Source organism: Aquimarina discodermiae (assembly GCF_040786235.1).
Classification (GTDB): domain Bacteria; phylum Bacteroidota; class Bacteroidia; order Flavobacteriales; family Flavobacteriaceae; genus Aquimarina.
Genome location: NZ_JBFMKP010000019.1, coordinates 107,641 through 128,680, shown reverse-complemented (window position 1 = coordinate 128,680; position 21,040 = coordinate 107,641). Strand labels below are relative to the sequence as shown.

Annotated in this window: 13 protein-coding genes; 3 read left to right on the top strand and 10 right to left on the bottom strand. The window is 36.0% G+C overall.

Annotated features, from left to right (window positions below; all coding sequences use genetic code 11):
• Window positions 1–190: 190 nt before the first annotated feature.
• Entirely contained in the window at window positions 191–337 is a 147-nt protein-coding gene (locus ABW636_RS13825) for a hypothetical protein (RefSeq protein ID WP_367590641.1), read from the top strand.
• Window positions 338–396: 59 nt separating this feature from the next.
• Here the strand turns inward: ABW636_RS13825 and ABW636_RS13820 are convergent, their stop codons facing one another.
• The 4 genes from ABW636_RS13820 to ABW636_RS13805 are packed head-to-tail and all read right to left on the bottom strand — an operon-like array spanning window position 397 to window position 9,893.
• Window positions 397–795: a hypothetical protein gene (locus ABW636_RS13820; RefSeq protein ID WP_367590640.1), complete on the bottom strand. Its 399-nt coding sequence runs from the start codon at window positions 793–795 to the stop codon at window positions 397–399.
• On the bottom strand, window positions 792–1,244 hold the full coding sequence (locus tag ABW636_RS13815; protein ID WP_367590639.1) for a DUF4265 domain-containing protein: 453 nt from the start codon (window positions 1,242–1,244) through the stop codon (window positions 792–794). Before ABW636_RS13815 ends, ABW636_RS13820 begins: the two co-directional genes overlap by 4 nt.
• Window positions 1,234–6,576 carry a DUF6443 domain-containing protein gene (locus tag ABW636_RS13810; RefSeq protein ID WP_367590637.1) on the bottom strand — a complete coding sequence of 1,781 codons (5,343 nt, stop codon included), beginning with the start codon at window positions 6,574–6,576 and terminating at the stop codon, window positions 1,234–1,236. Before ABW636_RS13810 ends, ABW636_RS13815 begins: the two co-directional genes overlap by 11 nt.
• Before the next feature lie 50 nt (window positions 6,577–6,626).
• Complete coding sequence (locus ABW636_RS13805) at window positions 6,627–9,893, bottom strand: hypothetical protein (protein WP_367590636.1); 3,267 nt, start codon at window positions 9,891–9,893, stop codon at window positions 6,627–6,629.
• Between the two features lie 1,432 nt (window positions 9,894–11,325).
• On the opposite strand from ABW636_RS13805, the gene ABW636_RS13800 reads away from it, so the two are divergent.
• Entirely contained in the window at window positions 11,326–11,832 is a 507-nt protein-coding gene (locus tag ABW636_RS13800) for a CvpA family protein (RefSeq protein ID WP_367590635.1), read from the top strand.
• 87 nt (window positions 11,833–11,919) lie between these two features.
• Here the strand turns inward: ABW636_RS13800 and ABW636_RS13795 are convergent, their stop codons facing one another.
• The 4 genes from ABW636_RS13795 to ABW636_RS13780 form a co-directional block, all read right to left on the bottom strand.
• Window positions 11,920–13,803 (bottom strand): SulP family inorganic anion transporter, encoded by a 1,884-nt coding sequence (locus tag ABW636_RS13795; protein WP_367590633.1) that lies wholly within the window; start codon window positions 13,801–13,803, stop codon window positions 11,920–11,922.
• A gap of 100 nt (window positions 13,804–13,903) precedes the next feature.
• Window positions 13,904–14,533, bottom strand: a complete 630-nt coding sequence (locus ABW636_RS13790; RefSeq protein WP_367590632.1) for a carbonic anhydrase family protein — start codon at window positions 14,531–14,533, stop codon at window positions 13,904–13,906.
• A gap of 101 nt (window positions 14,534–14,634) precedes the next feature.
• Window positions 14,635–16,191, bottom strand: coding sequence for a SulP family inorganic anion transporter (locus tag ABW636_RS13785; protein ID WP_367590631.1), 1,557 nt, complete (start codon window positions 16,189–16,191; stop codon window positions 14,635–14,637).
• A gap of 116 nt (window positions 16,192–16,307) precedes the next feature.
• Window positions 16,308–16,631 (bottom strand): hypothetical protein, encoded by a 324-nt coding sequence (locus ABW636_RS13780; protein WP_367590629.1) that lies wholly within the window; start codon window positions 16,629–16,631, stop codon window positions 16,308–16,310.
• 651 nt (window positions 16,632–17,282) lie between these two features.
• Here ABW636_RS13780 and ABW636_RS13775 point away from each other — a divergent pair.
• A complete protein-coding gene (locus ABW636_RS13775; RefSeq protein ID WP_367590628.1) occupies window positions 17,283–17,924 on the top strand; it encodes a hypothetical protein in 642 nt (213 codons plus the stop codon).
• A 587-nt stretch (window positions 17,925–18,511) separates the two neighbouring features.
• Here ABW636_RS13775 and ABW636_RS13770 read toward each other — a convergent pair.
• Together ABW636_RS13770 and ABW636_RS13765 are read right to left on the bottom strand one after the other, a co-directional pair.
• The gene (locus tag ABW636_RS13770) at window positions 18,512–19,261 is read right to left on the bottom strand and encodes a tetratricopeptide repeat protein (RefSeq protein WP_367590627.1); all 750 of its coding nucleotides are present in this window, start codon (window positions 19,259–19,261) and stop codon (window positions 18,512–18,514) included.
• 4 nt (window positions 19,262–19,265) lie between these two features.
• Entirely contained in the window at window positions 19,266–21,032 is a 1,767-nt protein-coding gene (locus tag ABW636_RS13765; protein ID WP_367590625.1) for a BatD family protein, read from the bottom strand.
• Window positions 21,033–21,040: the final 8 nt, after the last annotated feature.

Sequence of the window (21,040 nt, the reverse complement as noted above, 5' to 3'; positions counted from 1 at the left end):
GAGGTAATAAACTTAACTGATCTTGATCATAGGTCTTAAAAACTACTTTTCTACTCATTCTTAAAGTTAAAAAATAACTCAAAAATCTACAAAAAAAAGACTGCCTTTTTAGACAGCCTCGTTTCTATCTATGATGTTTGTTCTTGTCTTTGACCGCACGAGCGAGACGCTCGCGCTAGCGGGGGCATTTATGATACAAGATATTGCAAGAAAACATAATTTACAGGAAGATTATCGTAGTACTTTACGTAGATTGACTAGATATACTACTACCGATTATTTTAGTTACCAAAAAGGACTAAGTGGTTTCTATGACAAAGAAATTATTTCAGATTAGGATACTTTTCTACAAAACATAAAAAACCACCTCGTTACAAGGTGGTTTAATATTAGATGTTATTCTTTGCACATTACGCCATTAATACGCTCACTAGGTGGGTCTCCTTTTATATTAGATGTATAATAAAAACAATTACCTTTTACTTTTATAATTTCAACGATTATACCACCAGCCTTATTAATTCCTTTTTGAAAATCAGTTAGTTCAATTTCATATTCATCATAAGTTAACACATAACTACATGGGTTCAACCATTTTAATCTTGAATATGATGTTACTATACCATCATTAATTTCTTTTTGAACATCTCCATTTCTTATAATTTTGTAAGGTTTAGTATCTTCTGTATCTTTTGGTATAACAAAATTACCATCGCTTAATCCTGTACAATTTAATTGTTGGGAACAAGAGAACAAAACACCTGAAATTAATGTAAGTAATATTAATTTATTCAACTTATACTGATTTTATGATTATTAGATACACATGCTTCTTTATAATCCCAAAAACCATCATTAACACCTTTATTTAAAACATTAATAATATGAGAGTAATTTACTTCTTTAGGAACATTAATTGCTATGTAATTAGGTAAATGACTACCCTCCCAATCGCAGTTTAAATCTTCAAATCGTTTCCCTATCTGCTTTTGTGTTGAATCATTAAAAATAACTAATTGTAGTGTACTGTTTCCTGATTCATTTATTAAAGCATCAAAATATAAATCCTCTCCATCTTTTTCAACGTTAATTAAATCTTCGTATGCTATATTATTTATAAAGAAAGGAATATTATCTATTTTATAATACTCACTTTCTTTAATAGCCCATAAACTTTCTATTTTAAACTCCTCTTCTTCTTGATAAACAAAAAGAACTTTACTTCTATTTATACTATGATCCATTTGGCAATTTATCACTTTTTTCTCTATTACATGAACGACAAAGTACTTGACCATTATCTGGGTTTCCTCTACCTCCATTAGATTTAGGGTTTATATGATCTACTTGTGTTTCATTTCTGGGTGGAGTAACTCCTTTTTCAGACTTTTTAGCTGGAACTGTTTCCGTCTTACAGTTTTCACACTTTGTCTTCCCTCCATTTTTCAGTTTATTTTGGTCTTTTACTACTTCTTTTCCTGCTTTAGTAAAGTCCTTACCCGATCTATCAACTTTATTAAGTTTTGCCGCTCTTTCTTCAAGCTTTTGAGCATCTATGGCAACTTCAACAACTTCATCCGCTCCTTTACTAACTATCTTACCAACTACCTTACTAATAGCATTAATAATCGCTCCTCCAATTTTAGTAGCAGCAACACCTGCAATAACAATATCTTCTGGACCAGGTATCAATAATGACAAACCTGCTAATGCTCCTTTTCCTTCTGCACTTCCTTGTTGAATATACTCATCTGAAGTTATATTACCACTTAACAGTTGTTTATCTCTATATCGCTGACGTGATTCAAAACTAGAGTTCTCTAATCCTTCTAATTCAACACCAGAACCCAATTTATTCTCTTGGAAGGCATAGGTAGCATTATATACATAGTCCTCTGATAATGGGTCAATCTGCCAGAACCTACCAATACTACGATCACTAATACGATACTTCCATTCATGCGTATTTAATCCTAAGTCTTCGGTTAATTCCTGCCCTTGAAAGGTCTTTAAATTATTCTTAACATTCCTAATAGTAGTATTTACGCCTTCCCATTGCATACCAAAGGGATAGTAGTTTTGCTCTCTACGTATTTCTTCTTTAGTAACTACACCATCTTTATTGTCATCAGCATAAGTGATTCTAGTATTTTGCCAGATATCTCTATGCTCATATACATAAGTAAATGTTCCATTATCTTCCTGCTCGATGTATCCCTCAGGATGAGTTATAGATTTCAAAGAACCATTCTCGTATACAAAGTTACCATTATATTCTATAGTAGTAAAATTCCCTTTATCTACAGCAGTCTTCTTAAGTTTTATACCTTTAGCATTATAGATATATTGTACATTACCTTCATGTTCTGGATTTGTAACATCTATTTTTGTAGGTAGATTAAAATGATTATAGCTTACATTAGTAATCCCTTTGTTTTTGTCTTCAACAAGATTTCCATTACTATCATAGTCATAATCATTTCCTGTAAAACTCCTGTCTTTAAAACCATAGGTTTTATTTCCGGTATCTGTAACACTTAATAATTTGTTTCCATTATCATAAGCATAGGTTAGTACATCAAGGTTCATATAGTCTGATGTATTTTGCCAACCGTTACGAGTTAAGCTCAGGATATTACCCATGGTATCATAAGTAATATTGCTTACACTATAATTACCATCGTTACTAAGTACACTTAATGGTTGTTCAAAACCATTATATTCATAAGCATACCATCGCTGTATATTATCACTAGCGGTTTTCCAATCTATCTCCGCTATGTTGTATGTGTATTGTGGAGTAGCTTGATGTGTTGTAACATTGTAACCAAGGTGATAAGCAAATAAATCATTTCCTAAATTAGTTACATCATTAATTCCTTTTAACCATCCACGTACATTGTAGTGATATTTTATATTTTGCAATCCGCCTCCTACAGTTTTAGAAGTTAATAAACCTAAAGCATCATAAGTATTTTCTGCAATGATTTCTTCTTGACCATTAATAGTTTGAGTATGCTTTGTTGATCTACCCATATGGTCATAAGTAAAGGTATCAACCGTTACTATAGCTGCATTATTCCCTTTGATATGCGTGGTTTTAGTTTCTTTTACTTTACCTACAAAATCAAACTTCGTTTCTACTATGTTTTTGATTTGTAGATATGTATTATCACTAACTGCATAAATAGGTCTTGCTTTCTTGTCAAAATAGTTCACGGCAGTAATCCAATCATTAGTACCTAATATTTTTGTTTTAGTTCCTGTACTTAACGATTTGGTACGATTTGACACTGCTACACCATAGCTTGTATTTGGATTGTTGAATAAAGTGCCTTCATTCGCTAAAAAGTCATAATCATCATAATAAGTAATAGCTAATACTTCTCCTGTTGTTCCTACACTTGGATAACCATCATTAGTATAATACATGGTTGTACCGCCAATATTTGCAGCGTTACCACGAGATACCCAAAGCCTATCAGTAAAAGCATTAATTTCATTTTGTATAGCGTTTCGACTTCTATTATCTATAATTTTACCTTTATAAACCACTCTACCAAAAACATCATATTTGGTAAATAACCATTCTTTGTTGACTCTTTGATTCGCATCCTGGGTCATGACTGGTTGATTCAGTTTGTTATATACAATAAACTCCCATCCTTTACCTGGGATTTTCTTTTCTACCAGTCGGTTTTGGTCATCGTAACGATATTGATAACACAGCTCGACAAGCTCAGTGTCAGAGACACCATTTGTAATATCCACCTTGGGTGGGATAACAAAAGTAAGATTCCCAAAAATGTCATATACATAGTAGGTATCATGGGCACCCCCTCCGCCTTCGGCACCTCCTCCTGAAGAGGTGGAGGAATTATTATAAGTACGTTTTAAAATTACCCGACCTTGTTTGTCGGTATACTCTTTGGTAGTATGATCGTTGACGTGAGTTTGACCAGGTTGCCAGTTTTCGTCTTTGGTAGTAGTTACCGATAATTGATTGGCTTTATAATGTCCTTCTTGTACCAAGGTAGGCGATTCGGTATTCTGTATCCCGTTTACAGTTGGGAAGCTTACCTTAAAATAAACTGCCTCTGTATCTGTATTGGTATCCCACCCAAATTTGATGGTATGATCCTGATCGCTATCGGGGTCGGCCAGCCAGGCATTACCCGGGGCGCCCTGTTCTAAGGTTCTACCTAGTGGTGAGACCTCTAAGATACGTTGCGAATAGGCATTGACCTGGGCAGTAGTTATACCAGTAAAATCCTCGGGATAGGTCGCTTTGTAATAGCTATTAATATCATTGGTGATATTGACTGGTTTATAATCTCCCAGGGTGTTGGCTCTCTCGAACGGCAGGTATTCTTTATCGGTTCTACCGCGCAGATCAAAATGGGTTACTATATCTTTTTGCGACGGCGAAGCTTTGATCCCTATTTGTTGTTGGGCACGCCCCAAGCCATCATGATAGCTTACTGTCTCGATCACATCGCCTACTGCATTAATTTGTGAGGCATCGGTTTTGGCTTCTTGGTACACTCGTGTAAAACGATAGGTCTGGTGAGGGGATACCCCTTGTGTATTGGTATATCCTTCTATGATACACCCATGATTGGTGCCATAAATTTCTGGGCACTCATCGGTACCATCTGCAATATATCCATCTGGTTTTGTACAGGATAATATAAAATCATTAGGATCTCCAAAACCATCGTTATCGATATCGCTATACCATTTGGGTAATGGATTATGGGTATAAGAGACCTTTACTGCTGTACTCCAGCAATTTACAGTCTTATACTTTGCTCGTAGATACATTACTCCTTCTGGAGAGTTACCATAAATTGTAGCATTGTTAATATTGGTTTTGGTACCTGTGGGAGTATTTTGCCAGTACCAATCAATCCCTTCTGGTTCATTCCCATTAAATGTTAAAATACTACGACCGCATTCATTTTCTACTATAGGTTGTGTCGGGGTGGGAACTCCCAGGCTAGGATCAAGATAAGTGATCTTTCTTGCAGGACTCCAACATCCATCCTTACTTAATCTACGCAAGTAATATGTTGAACCCTGGTTTAGGGTAATATCGGTATTGGCTCTTCTAGAACGACAAGTACCTGTAGGACTATGCTGCCAGTATAAGCCTCCTCGTTCCCAATCTAATCCTCCATCTTCAATGTTTTTAAGAATTACTTTATTACTACAGGTATACGTAATAGTTGGCTTAGCAGGAATAGGAATACTTATTGAACTGCAACCTAAAGCTTCAGAAACATTATATTCATAACCTTCTCCTGGTTTTTCACATTGGGTAACATGATGGTCAGTAAAATTATCTACTGCTTTACACCAAACTGTATTAGGGTTGATGGCTGCACTACGAGGTTCACAATCGGTAACAGGTAACACAGTTAAGGTATATCCCTCTCCCGGGTGATCACAAGTTGTGACCGTATTATATGCAAAATTATCACCGTCTCTATCCTGGTACCAGGTTTTGAGTTGCCGAACACTATAGTTAATTGTTTTTGCATCACTCCAACAATTAGTACTATTGTATTTTGCACGTAAGTAATAAACACTTCCGCTAGTAAGAGTAACCGATGCATTGGCATTTGCAGTACTGGTGCCCGTGGCATTGGTTTGCCAGTACCAGGTAACCCCACTTGGTGGATTGTTGCGTTTTATAATAATTTGTCCACAATTATCCCCCAGCGGTTGTATTGTTGGAATTGCTGGTGGTGTTTCTATAGTATAATTAATAGCTCTTGCAGCACTCCAGCACCCTTCTGCACTTTTTGCTCGTAGATACCAGGTGCCACTATTCCCTCCTCTTCTGGTAACCGTATATGTAGAAGAAAAATACTTTGTACTGGTATCGGTAGGACTACTTTGCCAATACCAGGTTACGCCAGAAGGAGGATTACCAACAAAGCTTAAATCAGCAGTATTACAGGTATTAGTAATAATAGGTTGGTTAGGCATCTCCTGGTTTATTGGATTATAAAATACTGTTCTTGCAGCGCTCCAGCATCCCGTAATAATATTTTTGGCCCTTAAATAATATTGAGTACCGGTAGTTCTGGTTATTAACGCTCTTGAATTAGAAGTGCTTGTCCCATTTGGAGTACTTTGCCAGTACCAATATATGTTAACAGGTCTGTCTGAATAATTATAAGACAAAACACTTTTTCCACATTGATTATTTACATTTGGCATCAAAGGCACAGGAACCGAGGTGCTCGGAATTGAATAAGTGATTGTTTTAGGATTACTCCAGCAACGTGACCTGTTCATAGCCCGTATATAATATTTACTCCCACTAGTTAGTGTAATACTATTTTCTAAAGATTTGGCTTTACTTGTACCTGTAGGACTACTTTGCCAATATAAAGTGGCATCACCAAAACTAGGAAAACGTTTTTCTAAAGTAGCACTGCCACAATCATAAGAGATCTTTATAGCATTATCTGATAATTGAAAATCAAATGGGTTGCACTGCCCGTATCCTTTGCCAAAAATCAAAAAGGCAATGATAAGGAGTATATATATAGGTGTTGATTTCATTGTTTTGTTGCTTTGGTTGTTTAATCGTTCTGTATACATCATCACACTGCTTATTTAAAACTGGTTAAAACTAATCCATAAGTTCGCTGGATACCATTACTGTCAGTCACAAGTGCTCTTATCTGATCGTTTAGATTGGTAATCACATACGTATTATTGGTAGTAGATACGCTATAACTCCCACCATTAATACTCCATTTATACGTATAGCCTCCTGCACCACCAGCGCTAAAAGCAGTTACTTTAAGGGTACTACCTATTTTTTCACCATTAAAAGCGGTGCTTATCACATCGGGTCGTGAAGGAACACTATAATTATATCGGTTTTCTGAAACCAAATACCCTTCCTGATCCCTTACCTCTTTAAGACGGTTGCCGGCATCATAGGTAAAGGTGCTAAAGATTCCATTAGGCCCTGTTATACGGGTGGCTCCTACACCTTCTTTATATAAAAAAGTAGTCACCTGGCTATTTGTAAAAGCCGTATGATTGGTAAACGTATCGATCCCTATAGTAATCGCAGTAGATTGGCTTACTGGTAATTGTGATACCTGTAATAAATCATTAAGTATGCTAGTAGGAATATCGGCATGTTTTTTATTAGTAATACTGGCAATAGGATATTGCCCTTTATACCCCCAGATATAACTGGTGGCAGGACCATAAACAAGACGTTCTTCTTTAACATTTCCATACTTGTCATAGCTTACATATTTCTTGTCTTGCAATGCCGTATTACCTTTTGCATATTGTACCGTCGTTGGCAATGCCATCGTCTTACCATTAGTATCGATATGCAAACCATAAAGTATTCGTATAGATGAAGTCTTTTGGTTGCCCACACTATTGGTGATATATAGAGGTGTTGATATTTGGTTACTGTTTTTTAAGTAATTGACCGCATTGATCTCTGCTGTGGTAAGTGCTGGAGTAATTGACTGATAAACTGGTAGGTCATGGGCATAGTAAGTGCGGCGTGTAGTTTCTAGTCCATCAGAACCAATGGTTTTGGTACTTGATAATTGGTAATGATTAGGATTATAGGTATGTTGTACTGTACTAGTAATCTTACCACTAGGATGGTGTTTGATAGTTTGCGTACTATCTAATCGTATCCAATACCCATCAAGCTCACTGGATTTACTACTGTAATACGTATAAGAGCCTAAAGAGAACTGGCCCAAACGACAGCCAGGGACAACTTGTGTCAAATCGCGATGTCCAATAGCGTATAACGCCCCATTTTGATCATTAATGAAGCTTGCACAAAGTGTGGTATGGGTTGCATCTGGTTTTGCAATAACACCACTAGACCCCATATCTTTTACTATCCTTTTGCTATAATGGAAATATTGTTCTTCTTGTAAATCTCCTCGCTCATTATAGATCTTTACACCTTTTTGTTTCCCAGCCCTATAGGAAGTAGAAAACTCTTCGTCTTTATCCTGAGTAAAATCGTAAAAAGTATATACGGTCTTTCCTAATTTTTCGACCCCCGACGAAAGATGCTCCTCTACGTAACTATAGTAGTTTGGGTATTTTCGTTGCGGTACAACGCTATAACTATGGTATTGATATACGGTAGTAACTTCTCTTTGTAACCCACCATTACCTATACAATCCACTTGTTTGTTACTGGTAATAGATTTTCTGAAATCAGATTTGCTAAAGCTACCATTCGAAGGGCCACTAGCATAGGTAATTTTTTTGGTATTAGCTGTTCTGCCTTTATGATCAAAAGCCGAAATACGATTAACTCTAAGCCCTCCTCTATTGCGTAGCTCATAATAAAAACGGCTGTAACCTCCTGTAGGGTATCCTATACGTTTTAGGGTTCCCTGACGCGCATGTTCGATATTGGCAGTTCTATCAGTACCTGTTATAAAAGTTCCATCCCCAACTACCATCGAGCTATGACTACTACCATTGTAATATCCATAGGCATCTTGTGAAGCCGAAGTACGAATAGGTAAGGGCAACTCTTCATGATACTCAAAACTATAATCATACGTACCTTGATCTAAACTTCTGGCGGGAATTCTATTTTCTAATCCCTGCGAGTAATACTCACTAAAATCCAGGCCTCTTAGTTTTAAACGATATAGCTGATAATTATTAAAAAATGGAACATCAACAGATTCATTACTTGTAAAGTAATCGTAATGAAATTGTACACTTTTGATAGGCTCACCTGCAATATTGTTCACCGCGATGCTACTAATCGATCGTCTACCAGGTAGATCGGTTCGGTCAGAACCCTCACTAACACTTACCACTACATCTCCATTGTATTGTATATTCTTAAGATTAAACTGACTAATGTGATACGCAGGTGTTACTACAGTGGTTTCTTTATTGGGAAGGCGTCTACCTGTACAGTCTTCTACACGTGTCTCTATGGTCACATTGGGAGCACGTGGTTCTTTGGTCCAATACGTAGCTGTTGTATAGTTATAGGTGATTATATCTTTATGATTGGCAGACTGGATACGGGTTAAATACCAGGCAGAATTATACCCATAGTGAAACTCATTCTCTAGGCTTACATAGGATGTTTTGGTGTTCTCTATCTTGGTAAAGGTGTATACCGTACCATTATTGGTGGTTATCACCCAACCATTAATTACCCCATTAGTACCGGCAATATAATAAGCTTTTACATCGGGATGCTCTAAACAATAGGCTGGATAGGCTCCATTTACTTTTGGGCTCTGGTAATCGATAGCAATCGTAGCCGAAAAACCATTGGCATTAAAATTAAAAAGATCGGGTTTTAAATCGGCATCACTACGTTCTATCCCATCCTTTAACTGTTTCATACTATTTCTATCTGCTTCTGTTTTATGATATCCCTGAAACAAATTGAACAAAGAGGTCTCTGGATTTTCTCGTATGGCAATCGCCCGTTGTACATAACTGGAACGAATCGGATAATCGATACTACCTTGTGTTAAATCATCTGGGAAATCCCTTACCAAACGGGTTACGGCACCCCCATAATTAAGGTTCCATCCCAAACCATACGAAGTTGCAATCTGATCTACCTTGACGCCAGAGGCATCATAGCTTAAACTAATGGGAACTGATAACTCTTTTCCTTGGATCGTATAAATCGGCACCGTCACATTAGGAGTACCGGTTGTGTATGAGATCCCAACCTTTCCAAATTCTTCGATCGCAGCTGCTTCTGGCGAATTGGGTACGGGTATTTTTGGGACATACTTTGACCAGTCATTGGCCTGTCCATCTCCGTCGTCCTGGGCCCATAAACCACAACACGCTAACAATAAGCCTATTAATACATGTTTTCTTATCATACCTTTTTTTGTTTTTCTGTTTTCCTTTTGTTCTTCCTTACTTTTTTACCGGCCGCAAATATAAGTCGCATTTCCCTGTAAAATGTACTGACACTATTGCAAAAAAATAGTTTTTGATCAATGACATTAAACCATCGATAAACATCTCAAAATGTGACGCTTTTAATGTTTTTTTTGTTTTCCTGAGACAAGAGTACAAAAAGACAGTATCAAATTCTGATACTCAGATTCTTTTTATGATTATCCGTTTTGTGTACTAATGATATTTTTATGTCATTCCGAATTTATTTCGGAATCTTATTCCATTTATAAGCAATCATTTATGATAAGAACCTGAAACAAGTTGACAATGATGAATTATTATACATTCCGGACATTCAATTCTTTTTTTAATAATCTTATCTCTTCTTAGGTATTTATGTCACAACTTATTGAGATGTTACCCCTTGTTGATTTTTTTAGGTCGGAAGCCCGAAGTCGGAAGGCGGAAGCAAATTCAGAATGCAGAATTTAGAATTATGAATGGTTGGGTGTTGGGTATCAGGTCCCGGGTGTCAGGAGTGGCCTTGCTTAAATAAAATTCAAGGTCAGAAGTAACTCCTTCTCCTTCCTTCGACACACTCAGGACAGGTTCTGGGAGAGGGTTGGGGTGAGAGAAATGTATATACGCTGGTTTAAAGGCTAAACTCCCTCTTTGAAGAGGGATTTAGGGAGATGTTTTTTCGAACTCTTCGTGTATCGTGAACTTTTGAGAGATTAACTTCTACTTTTATTTAATTGTTCATCTTTTACGTTGCTCCCCTTCGAGGGCTGTCCGTAGGACTGAGGGGGTGTTTACTAACCCGTATTTTCTTTTGTAACTTTTTTTTGATCTCTACACACCTAATTCTCCCCCCTATTAAATGGGGCCTCCACCCCTTCTTGATATGGGGTCTCCCCCTTTCAGAACTACTTCGAAGGATTAAATAAGTACTTATAAGGCTTATGGCAATACTCCTAGGGCCATCGATAAGTACTTTTATGGGGTATCATAACCCTTATTTGGGTTGGTTTATGGGCTATAAGGCCTCTTTTTAGGCCTCGAGGTCTTACCTTTTGGGGTCAAGACTATTATTTTAATCCATCGAAGTACTTTGGGAACCCTTCGAACTATTCTGATAAGGGGGTACCTCCCCTTCTGGATACCCCCGATGAACTTTTCTATGGCTTCGAACTATTCTTCTTCTCGGGTTGCCCCATTTGATGTACGATTAAACAATACTCTCATATCCTCATATACCGGTTTGGCACCGGGTTCGTTCTCGCCAGCCAGATAGCTGTCATTTTGCGTCAACTATCGAAATGGCATGTTCACAAACATATGTACTAGGCATTAATTACCTTGTATATTTTCGGGTCAAAATACTATCTTCGTTATTAGAAAAATATACGAATGAATTTTATAGATATAATTTTAGGGATTCTTTTACTATGGGGACTGGTAAAAGGGCTTAGTAAAGGTTTATTTGTTTCGTTGGCCTCGCTGGTTGCGCTGGTTTTAGGAATTTATGCGGCGATTCACTTTTCACATGTAGTAGGCAATTATTTAGATCGCTATGTAGATTGGCAAAAGGGAACCATGAACCTGGTTGCATTTGCAATTACTTTTGTATTAGTTGTACTTCTGGTTTCGCTGGCAGGTAAACTATTGACCAAAATTGCAGATTTTGCATCGCTGGGTATCCTAAATACACTTTTGGGCGGTGCTTTTGGGCTCTTAAAATTTGCCTTTATTGCGAGTGTTGTTATTATGTTTTTTGATGCAGGAAATAGAACACTCGAGTTTGTTAAAAAAGAAACGTTGGACAGTTCGATACTCTATCATCCGGTTAGAAAGTTAGCGCCGATGGTTTTGCCAGAGATTCTTAAAAAGGAGGATGCAAAGGGACACGATGCTTAGGCATTGGGAAATATCATATTTCTAACTGTCATAAAAAAACGACCTCTGTCTAAGAGGCCGTTTATTAGTATAGGGTATTAGGCAAATTTAGCCAGGTAAAGAAGATACCGTATCCTCTACATTTTCTACAATATATTGTAAACAAGCATCAAAATCTTCGAATACACAATCATTAGGAACCAAATCAGGTACAAGACCTATTCGCTCCATCATATATTTGGGTTGTTTTAATAATCCTACAAAAAGCACTTTAACATTTTTTTGTTGTAAGCCCAGAATGATTTCTTCCATAGCATATAGACCTGATTGATCCATATATTGCATACGATCCAGACGTATAATAACAACAGAAGAAGTGTCTGGGATTTGCGATGCCAGTTGTTGAAGATCATTGTTAGAACCAAAGAATAAGGGACCATTAAGGTGTTTGATAAATACTTCTTCTTTTAATTTTTCAGGGAAATCTTTTTCATCTTTCCACCCTTCTTCTTCTTCTTTAAGCGGTTTTATATCCCAACCTTGAATAGTAAGGTCACCTATTTTTTTCATAAACATGAGTGATGCAATGATCAATCCGATCCCTACGGCATATACCAGATTCCAGAAGGTAGATAGCACCAGAACGATCAACATAATCATCACTTCAGAACTTAGCTTTAATGGGCCTAACGTAATATCTTTGGGTAAACTTGGTATGGCTTTTAGACCTTTGTAATCCATTACCCCGATTCCTACGGTAATTAATATACCGGCAAGTACGGCTGCAGGTATTTTTGATGCAATGGGTGCAAAACCCAGCATCACAATTAATAATACCAATCCTGCAATCATACCCGATAATTTGGTTTTACCTCCAGAGTTGATGTTTACCACGGTTCTAATCGTAGCTCCGGCACCGGGGATACCACCAAATAATGCGGCTATACTATTACCAATTCCTTGACCGACTAATTCTTTATTGGGTTTATGTCTGGTTTTGGTCATATTATCGGCTACAACGCTGGTTAGTAAAGAATCAATTGCACCCAGTAATGCCAAAGTAAGTGCAGTAAAAAAATAGGGGGTAATGCTGGCTATACTAAATCCGGTAAAAACCTCCCATTTAGGAGAGGGCAATCCGCTAGGGATTTCTTCGATAGGGCGATAATCCAGACCAAAGCCATAGGCAATACCCGACATAACCAATAAAGCTACTAATGTACTGGGAATAACTTTGGTAATACGTTTAAAACCATAAATGATAAAGATGGTACCCAACGCTAGTAGTAATTCTAACCAGTTAATATTTTTGACTACTCTTGGTAATACTTTTAGTGCTCCCAAAGCACCCGATGCTTCTTTTGCGGCAAGGGTTTGGGACTCTTTAAGGATATCGTCCTGGGTGATTTTTTCTGCCCGGGATATGGTTTCTTTAAAATCTTCGAGTACCAGGATTTCTTCTGCAGCTTCTTCTTTAAGGATATTTTCCAGAATCAGCTCTTCTGCAAGAGGTTTGAATTTTGATACTAGTTCTGCATCTTCTTTAGGATAATATCCTAATGATGGTAATATCTGTGTGAGTATAATGATCACCCCAATGGCAGTCATAAATCCTGATACTACGGGATAGGGGATATACTTAATATAATTTCCTAAACGAATAGCTCCCAAACCTATTTGCATTAGTCCGCTTAGTAAAAACACCATTAGTATAGCAGGTAATGCTTTTTCTACACTTCCATCGTTGGCGGCTATAATGCTTGCAATAACCACCATACTTACTGCAGTCATCGGTGCTGTAGGACCAGAAATCTGGGTATTAGTACCTCCGAATAGGGCCGCAAAAAAACTAATAAAAATAGCACCATACAATCCCGCTGTTGGCCCCAAACCCGATGATACTCCAAAGGCAAGTGCTAGTGGCAATGCAACAATACCTGCAGTTAATCCACCAAAGGTATCTCCTCTTAAATTACTAAAAAATCCTTTCATTGATCTATGATGTTTTTTGTTAAAGTTTTCTAAAAAATACTAAAAAAAATACCGATACTAAGAGGCATCGGTATTTTTAATAAAATTTTAGGACATAAAATTACTCAAAAAAAGTAACACTTCCGTCACTTATATCATACATTCCACCAATAATTTTGATTTCATTGTTCGCTTCCATTTCTTTAAGAACTTCGCTTTGATTTCTTATGTTATTGATAGTTAAATTTACGTTTTTAACGGCTACGTTATTAACGAATTCTATATTCTTAGAGGTTCTTTCTGCTGGATCTGCTGGTTCTGTTACGGCTGATACCGCAGGTTTAATTTTGCTTAACAAAGCGGTTAAGTTACCAAGTTTTGCATCATCGCAGGCACCTTTTACAGCTCCACAAGCCGTATGCCCCAATACAACTACCAACTTGGTACCAGCAAGTTTGCATGCAAACTCCATACTACCCAAAATATCTTCGTTTACAAAATTACCAGCAACACGAGCACTAAAAATATCACCAATTCCTTGGTCAAAAATAAGTTCTGAAGAAACTCTAGAATCGATACAACTTAGGATAGTAGCAAAAGGATATTGCCCTCCTTTGGTATCACTTACCTGACCCAAAAGATCTCTATCTGCCATATGTTTTTTCTGAAATCTTTGGTTTCCTTCTCTTAATAAATCTAACGCAATCTGTGGTGTAATTGCAGCTTGTGTTTCTTGAGTATGTGCTTTCATCTCTTTTTATTGTTTTGATTATACGAAATCACCCGTAGGTATTTTCTATTAGATTTAAATTTATTGTTACAAGAAGCCCCTAGTTAAGGGGCCTCTCCATATTATGCCGATTTAGGTCTTAATTTAAAAAACTTGATATAACTATCTGGATTTTCTACGACACCTCGTTCTGAAATTAAGTTGATATCAATATTTCTGTTTTTGGCTTTTTCTGAGAAATCTTCTAAAATCTCTATAATGTCATAATCCAGGTAACGTGTTTTTCTAACATCAAGAGTAAGATACGTGTTTTCTTCTAAGCTATCTAACTCTTTTAAAATTGCACCTTTGTTAAAAAATGTAACTTCTTCTGCCAAGGTCATTTTTACTCTATGCTTACCATTACTAACATCCTCGATATGTAAGAAATGTGAATTTTGGTAGCTTTTAATAAGAATTACTACGATTCCTACCAAAAGACCTAGTCCGATTCCCCATAATAAATTAATAAATACGATTCCTAATACGGTAACAATAAAAGGAACAAATTGTTTCCAACCAGATTTCCAAAGAGATGCAAAAGTTGAAGGTTTGGCTAATTTATACCCTACGATTAGCAGTACTGCTGCCAAAACAGAAAGAGGAATAAGGTTTAGTAATCTTGGAATGGCAATAACAGAAATCAGTAAAAAGAATCCATGTATGATAGCTGCTAGTTTTGATTTACCTCCTGATTGAATATTTGCAGAACTTCGAACAATTACCTGAGTAATAGGTAATCCTCCTATAAGTCCAGAGATAACGTTACCTGTTCCTTGTGCCATTAGCTCTCTATTGGTAGGTGTTACTCTTTTTTGGGGATCAATTTTATCGGTTGCTTCTACACAAAGAAGGGTTTCTAAACTTGCTACTAATGCGATGGTAAAAGCAACTATCCATATCTCACCTTGTGTAATTACTTCAAAGTTTGGAAAGCTAAATTGCCCAAGGAAAGAACTTATATCAGATGGAATAGGTACACTTACCAGACTTTTGGCATTGATTCCTAAAACCTCAGAAGAACCGAACACTGTGAAGAATACAATTCCGACTACTACGGCAACCAATGGACCTTGTACCAATTGAAATATTTTTCCTTTATTGGATAAAACATTGCTCCAAAGAATTAAAATTCCTAAGCTCACAAAGGCAATTATGGTACTCCCTAAACTAAAACCTGTAAAAGAACTCAAAATTTGTTCGAAAGTACCTTCTCCTTTTTCACCTACATATCCAAAAAAGACAGGTATTTGTTTTAGAATAATGATAATCCCAATACCGGTTAGCATTCCTTTAATTACAGAAGATGGGAAATAATACCCTATAATCCCTGCTCTTAGTAATCCTAATACGATCTGGATTACTCCTCCAAGAACTACGGCTACCAGAAAGTTTTCAAAACCTCCTAAGGTTCCTATCGATGTTAATACAATTGCAGCTAATCCTGCAGCAGGGCCACTAACCCCAATTTGAGAACCACTTAAGGCTCCTACAACAATACCCCCGATGATCCCTGCAATCAATCCAGAAAATAGTGGGGCACCACTGGCAAGGGCAATACCTAAACATAATGGTAATGCCACAAAAAATACGACAATACTTGCCGGTAGATCATTTTTTAAAGTTTTAAATAAGCTCATAGCTATAATTTATTTTTATATAAAATATTTGATTTTTAGAAAATGCCAAAAAGAATAAACTGACCCTTCTCAACTAAGAAACATCTGTATTCGAAAATTTGACGCTGATAAAAAGGTTATGAAAACTCTGGGGGAGGAGTATTGTTCTCTAGATAAACCAGAGTATTGTCAACAAAAACAAAATGGAAATGTACTTTACCAGAAGCTACTAATGCAGTACGGTTTTCTGAACCAAACTGAGAAATTTTTTCTTTTTCTTTATGGTCATCTTGTTCCGGAGCTTCTTTTTCTTGTTGCTCAGAATTCTCGGCTTCTTCAACTACCATAGATAATTGATCACTACAATTGTAGAAATCTGCTAATTCTACGCAATAATTTACGATGCTTAGTAGAAAGCCAAAAACAATTAAAAACTTCGCTATTTTAATTTTTGTTGTCAAATATTGAGCAATTTTTGAGCTAAAATAAGAGTATTTCTGTTTTAAACAGTTAAATCAACCCTAAAAATATCTTATAACACTATAATTCTTTGATATTGTTTATAGTATTTTGGATTGTAGCATTATCTTGTAGTTAATTTCTTTTACTAAGTATTTGTGGTTTTAACCAGTTCGATTTAAAACTTTATAAAAGAACTATTTCGACACTTAATTTTTTGTTTTCTCTTCTTTTTCTTGTAAAGTTGAAAGGTGCCATTTTAAACTATCAGCAGTAGCTTTAATATTAAACTGAATTTACAAGTCTTTGGCTATCTATTTGCTAGGCATTTTTGTTATATCTATACACTTGAGATTATGAATATGGTATACATAGAAGAAGTATCTGTAAGCTTCTTGCTAAGTAACTTTTGTTAACTGTAGAACACAATCATCCTGATAATCTTTATGTTGAACTGTTTTGAACCAGTTCTTTAGATATAGGTAACTATTCTGGTTTTACAATTATAAGTTCATGCCTACCGTTTATACAATCATATCTACCTTTTATACAGTCATAATGACTGTTTATACATTGATAATAATCTTTGATAATTATATCTGTTGTTTTACGTTTTAGTGATATGAAAATCAATATTTTAAAACCTTATTATTATGAAAAATTATCCCAGAATTGATTCGTTATTTTTGTCTTCAAAAATTATGATTTTAGCTTCTATTAGTGTTGCACTATTAGGAAGTTGCGAAAAAGATGAAGCGTTTTCGCAACAAAATGAGAGTATAACAAATACCACATTACAGAATGTGGAAGAAAAGCAAAGTAATGTTGCTACGCTATATGATATTTCTCAAACCGGCCTTATTAATTATAGAGCTGCGCAGAATAGAATTTATTCTGAAAACAAGTATGCTTTTTCTGCTTTTAATTATACCAACCAAACTGTTTATTTCAAAGTTAATAACATGTGGAAAGATATTCCTGCAAATAAAGCTCTTCTTTATGGCACAAATGCAAATACAGTTAATTTTACTTTTCGTCCTCTCGCATTTAACACGGGAATATTTGACACCCCAGAAAGGGAACTTGTAGTTAGTGTAGATGCTAATAAAGTTGTAAGGGGTACTTTAAAATCATTTGATAATGGTATTTTAGCATTGCAAGAATATACAATATCTAGCAATTCAAACAGAGATTTAAATGTGCCTTACGAAAACAATATTTCAAGACAATTTGGCTTTGCTCCATTTAGCTCAGCCAATAAAACTGGAGGAGTCATATCCTTTTCAATCAATTAAAGTCAAGTAAAGAGAGTATTTTCTTTTACAAATTAAATACCGGGATTTCAATGTGAATTTATAAAATTACATTGAAACCCTGGTAAATTATTAATTGAACTGGTTTAAACTTTTTTCGATTTGCTAAAAAATGTCCTTTTTCACCCAATTTTCATCTTTTTCTTACTTCGTAGTGCTGTTATGAAGTGTAAAAAACATTTCAATTGACCAAAAAAACATCATTTTTCGCAGGAATCAAAAAAGTTTAAAACAGTTCTTTGTGAAAATTTGTGGTAACTAATGCATAAAGTCAATCTTTTTTGCATTTAAATGTTAGGGTGATTAATTTGCATTACGATTCAATTTGCCCTTAAACAAGAGGACAACTATTTACTAACACGATTAAACCAATTTGGATATTTATATTTTTTAGAAGGATATTCTAACTAGATCATATAGCAAAAACAGTACATGATGTCATCCCAAACTAGATTTGGGATCCCATCGTTCTAGGCTGTACATCTGTTAACTAATATGCTGAATCAAGTTCAGCATGAAAAATAATATAGATTTAACTATATAACAGCTGTATGATTTTGTATTGCCAATTACAACTCTTTGATATCGGCTTTAGAAATCCAACCTATTTTACCATCTGCCAGCTTAATTTTTTTCCAATCGTTCACGGTTTCTATTACGCTAACTTTGGTTCCTTCATGAAGTTCAAAAACTTGCTCGCTGCGCAAATTGGGTTCACTTTTGATTACAGTTTTCTGGGCAAAGACAATAGCATATTGATTATTGTTGACCATATGGTACTGTCTGAAAGCAAAAAATATTGCGGCAATACCTATACATAAGAAGAGCCATGAACCAGCAAAAAATAACCTTTTTTTAGAAGAACTTCTGGTGTTATGATATACCATAAATAAGAGGACAAAGAGGATCACACAGCAAATTGAAAACCAAGCCCATCCATCAAAACTAAAAATATTGGTAAACTTTTTTAAAGTACGCGATATAAACCCTTCTGGGATAACATCGATGGCATCGATTGTTGTTTTTTGGGCAAAAATCAAGTTGTTTTTGGCATCTTCGTCATTAGGGGATAACTGTAAGGCCTTTTCGTAGTAATAAATACTAGGGCCAATATTGCTTAATTTATAATGTGCATTTGCAAGGTTGTAATAAAGCGATGGAGATTCATTACCAGCATCAATAATCGTTTGATAAGCATCAATTGCTTCTTGATATTTTTCTTGATTGTATAAAGAATTTCCTCTCTGAAATGCTTCTTCATTTTGGGCATAACCCATTGAAATCCCTAAAAATAAAAGTATTTGAACTATTTTCTTCATACGTTTATAGTTGTTTATCCATTGTAGCAATTACCCTAGATGCTTTATCATAATCTTGCTGCATAGCCGATGTAGATGAAGGGGTGTATCGGGCAAACTCGCAACTTTCTAAGAGTGCAATAAACTCTATAGTTACTGCATCTTCTACATCCCGTTCTTTTAATAATCGTTGTATGCGGTCTTTACTCATATCACTAGTTTGGATATGTAATTTTGCTTTTAAGTAGTTGTGCAAAGCACGCTCCATAGCAATATAAAACTCTTTTTGATTTCCTAAATTCTTTTTGGCCTCAGAAAGATATTTCCTTGCCAATTTATCTGCTTTTCGAACTCTATTACCTCGAACATCGCTTAAGCGTTCTTGTCTCTTTTTTCCGAAGAAAAGAAAGAGAGGAATTGCTAATAGAGGAGCGGTTAGCGAAATCCAATAGCCCGAAGATTTAAAAAAATGTTTTTTTGCGATTGGCTGCAGATCAGCTTTTGATTTTAAAAATCTAAACTGACTTCCTGTTTGAGTTACCAGTTTTTTATTGGTCCCGTTAGATTGTGAAGTGGTAGGTGAGCCATTATTATCAGGGCCATTTTTAACATTGATTACAATTTCGCTTGACGAAATCCTCTTATAGGTCTCAGTTTTAAGATCAAAATAAGAGAATGAAATAGGAGGGATGGGATACTTGCCTTTGTACTGCGGTACCAAGGTGTAGGTATCTGATATATTACCACCCATACCTGTCAGATTCGTTCGAACTCGTTCGTTATGTTGGGGCTCGTATTGCTCTAGTCCGTTAGGGACATTAAGTTTTGGTAAGTCAAATAATTTTAAATTACCGTTACCAGATACGATCACTTTGGCATCCAAAGATTCTGTGGCATCTAATGCTGTTTTACTGGTTGCTACCTTGAAATCGAAGGATCCTACTGCCCCAGAAAAATCATCAGGCTTTCCCTCTAGAGGTAATGGTTTTACATTGATGGTTCTATTACCAGCAGCTACCGCTTTATTAACGGTAGAGTATAGGCGACCTCCAAAAATATCTCTACGGTTAGTAGGTACATCTACAGAGACTGTTAAAGAAAGGGGTTCTATGTTAAGTTTTCCTGTCTTTTGAGGGTATAATACCGTTTTTCTAAGTACCACATATCGATAGGGTTCTCCTTTGTATTCGCCATTTTCTATTTTAAGTTGTTTCATGTCGATGGCCTGGCTCCAAAAATCACTGTATTTTGGGTTGTCCAGTTCTCTCCAGTTACTTACACTTATTCTTGTGCTTACATATAGTTTATAAACCACGGTAATGGCTTCATTTAGATACGGATTGGACTTTGAAACCTCTGCGACCAAATGTAAATTTTCGCTGGCCACAAAATCGGTATTGTTACCATCTTTTGGCTTGTCTACCGCACTGGTGACTTGGACAGTAACAGGAAGTGTTTTATAGGTTTGACCATCAATCTCAATAACGGCTTGCTTAATGGTAAATTTTCCTCTTCTTGTGGGTTCCAAAAAATAGCTAAACTTTTTGGAATAGGATCGTTTACCATTGATCCAGGAGTTACTAATAGATTGATTAGGGCCGCCCACAACTGTGAACCCAGAAAATGCGGGAGGTCTAAAATTATCCCCATCCTGATTCATTTCAAAATCAACCCGTAATCTTTCATTTACACCTAACTTTTTCTTACTTACCTTGGCTTCAAATTTTACCTGAGCCATCGCTAGCTGTACCGTAGCTAAGAATAGGGTTAGAAAAATTAATTTTAGTTTCATGTGTCTAT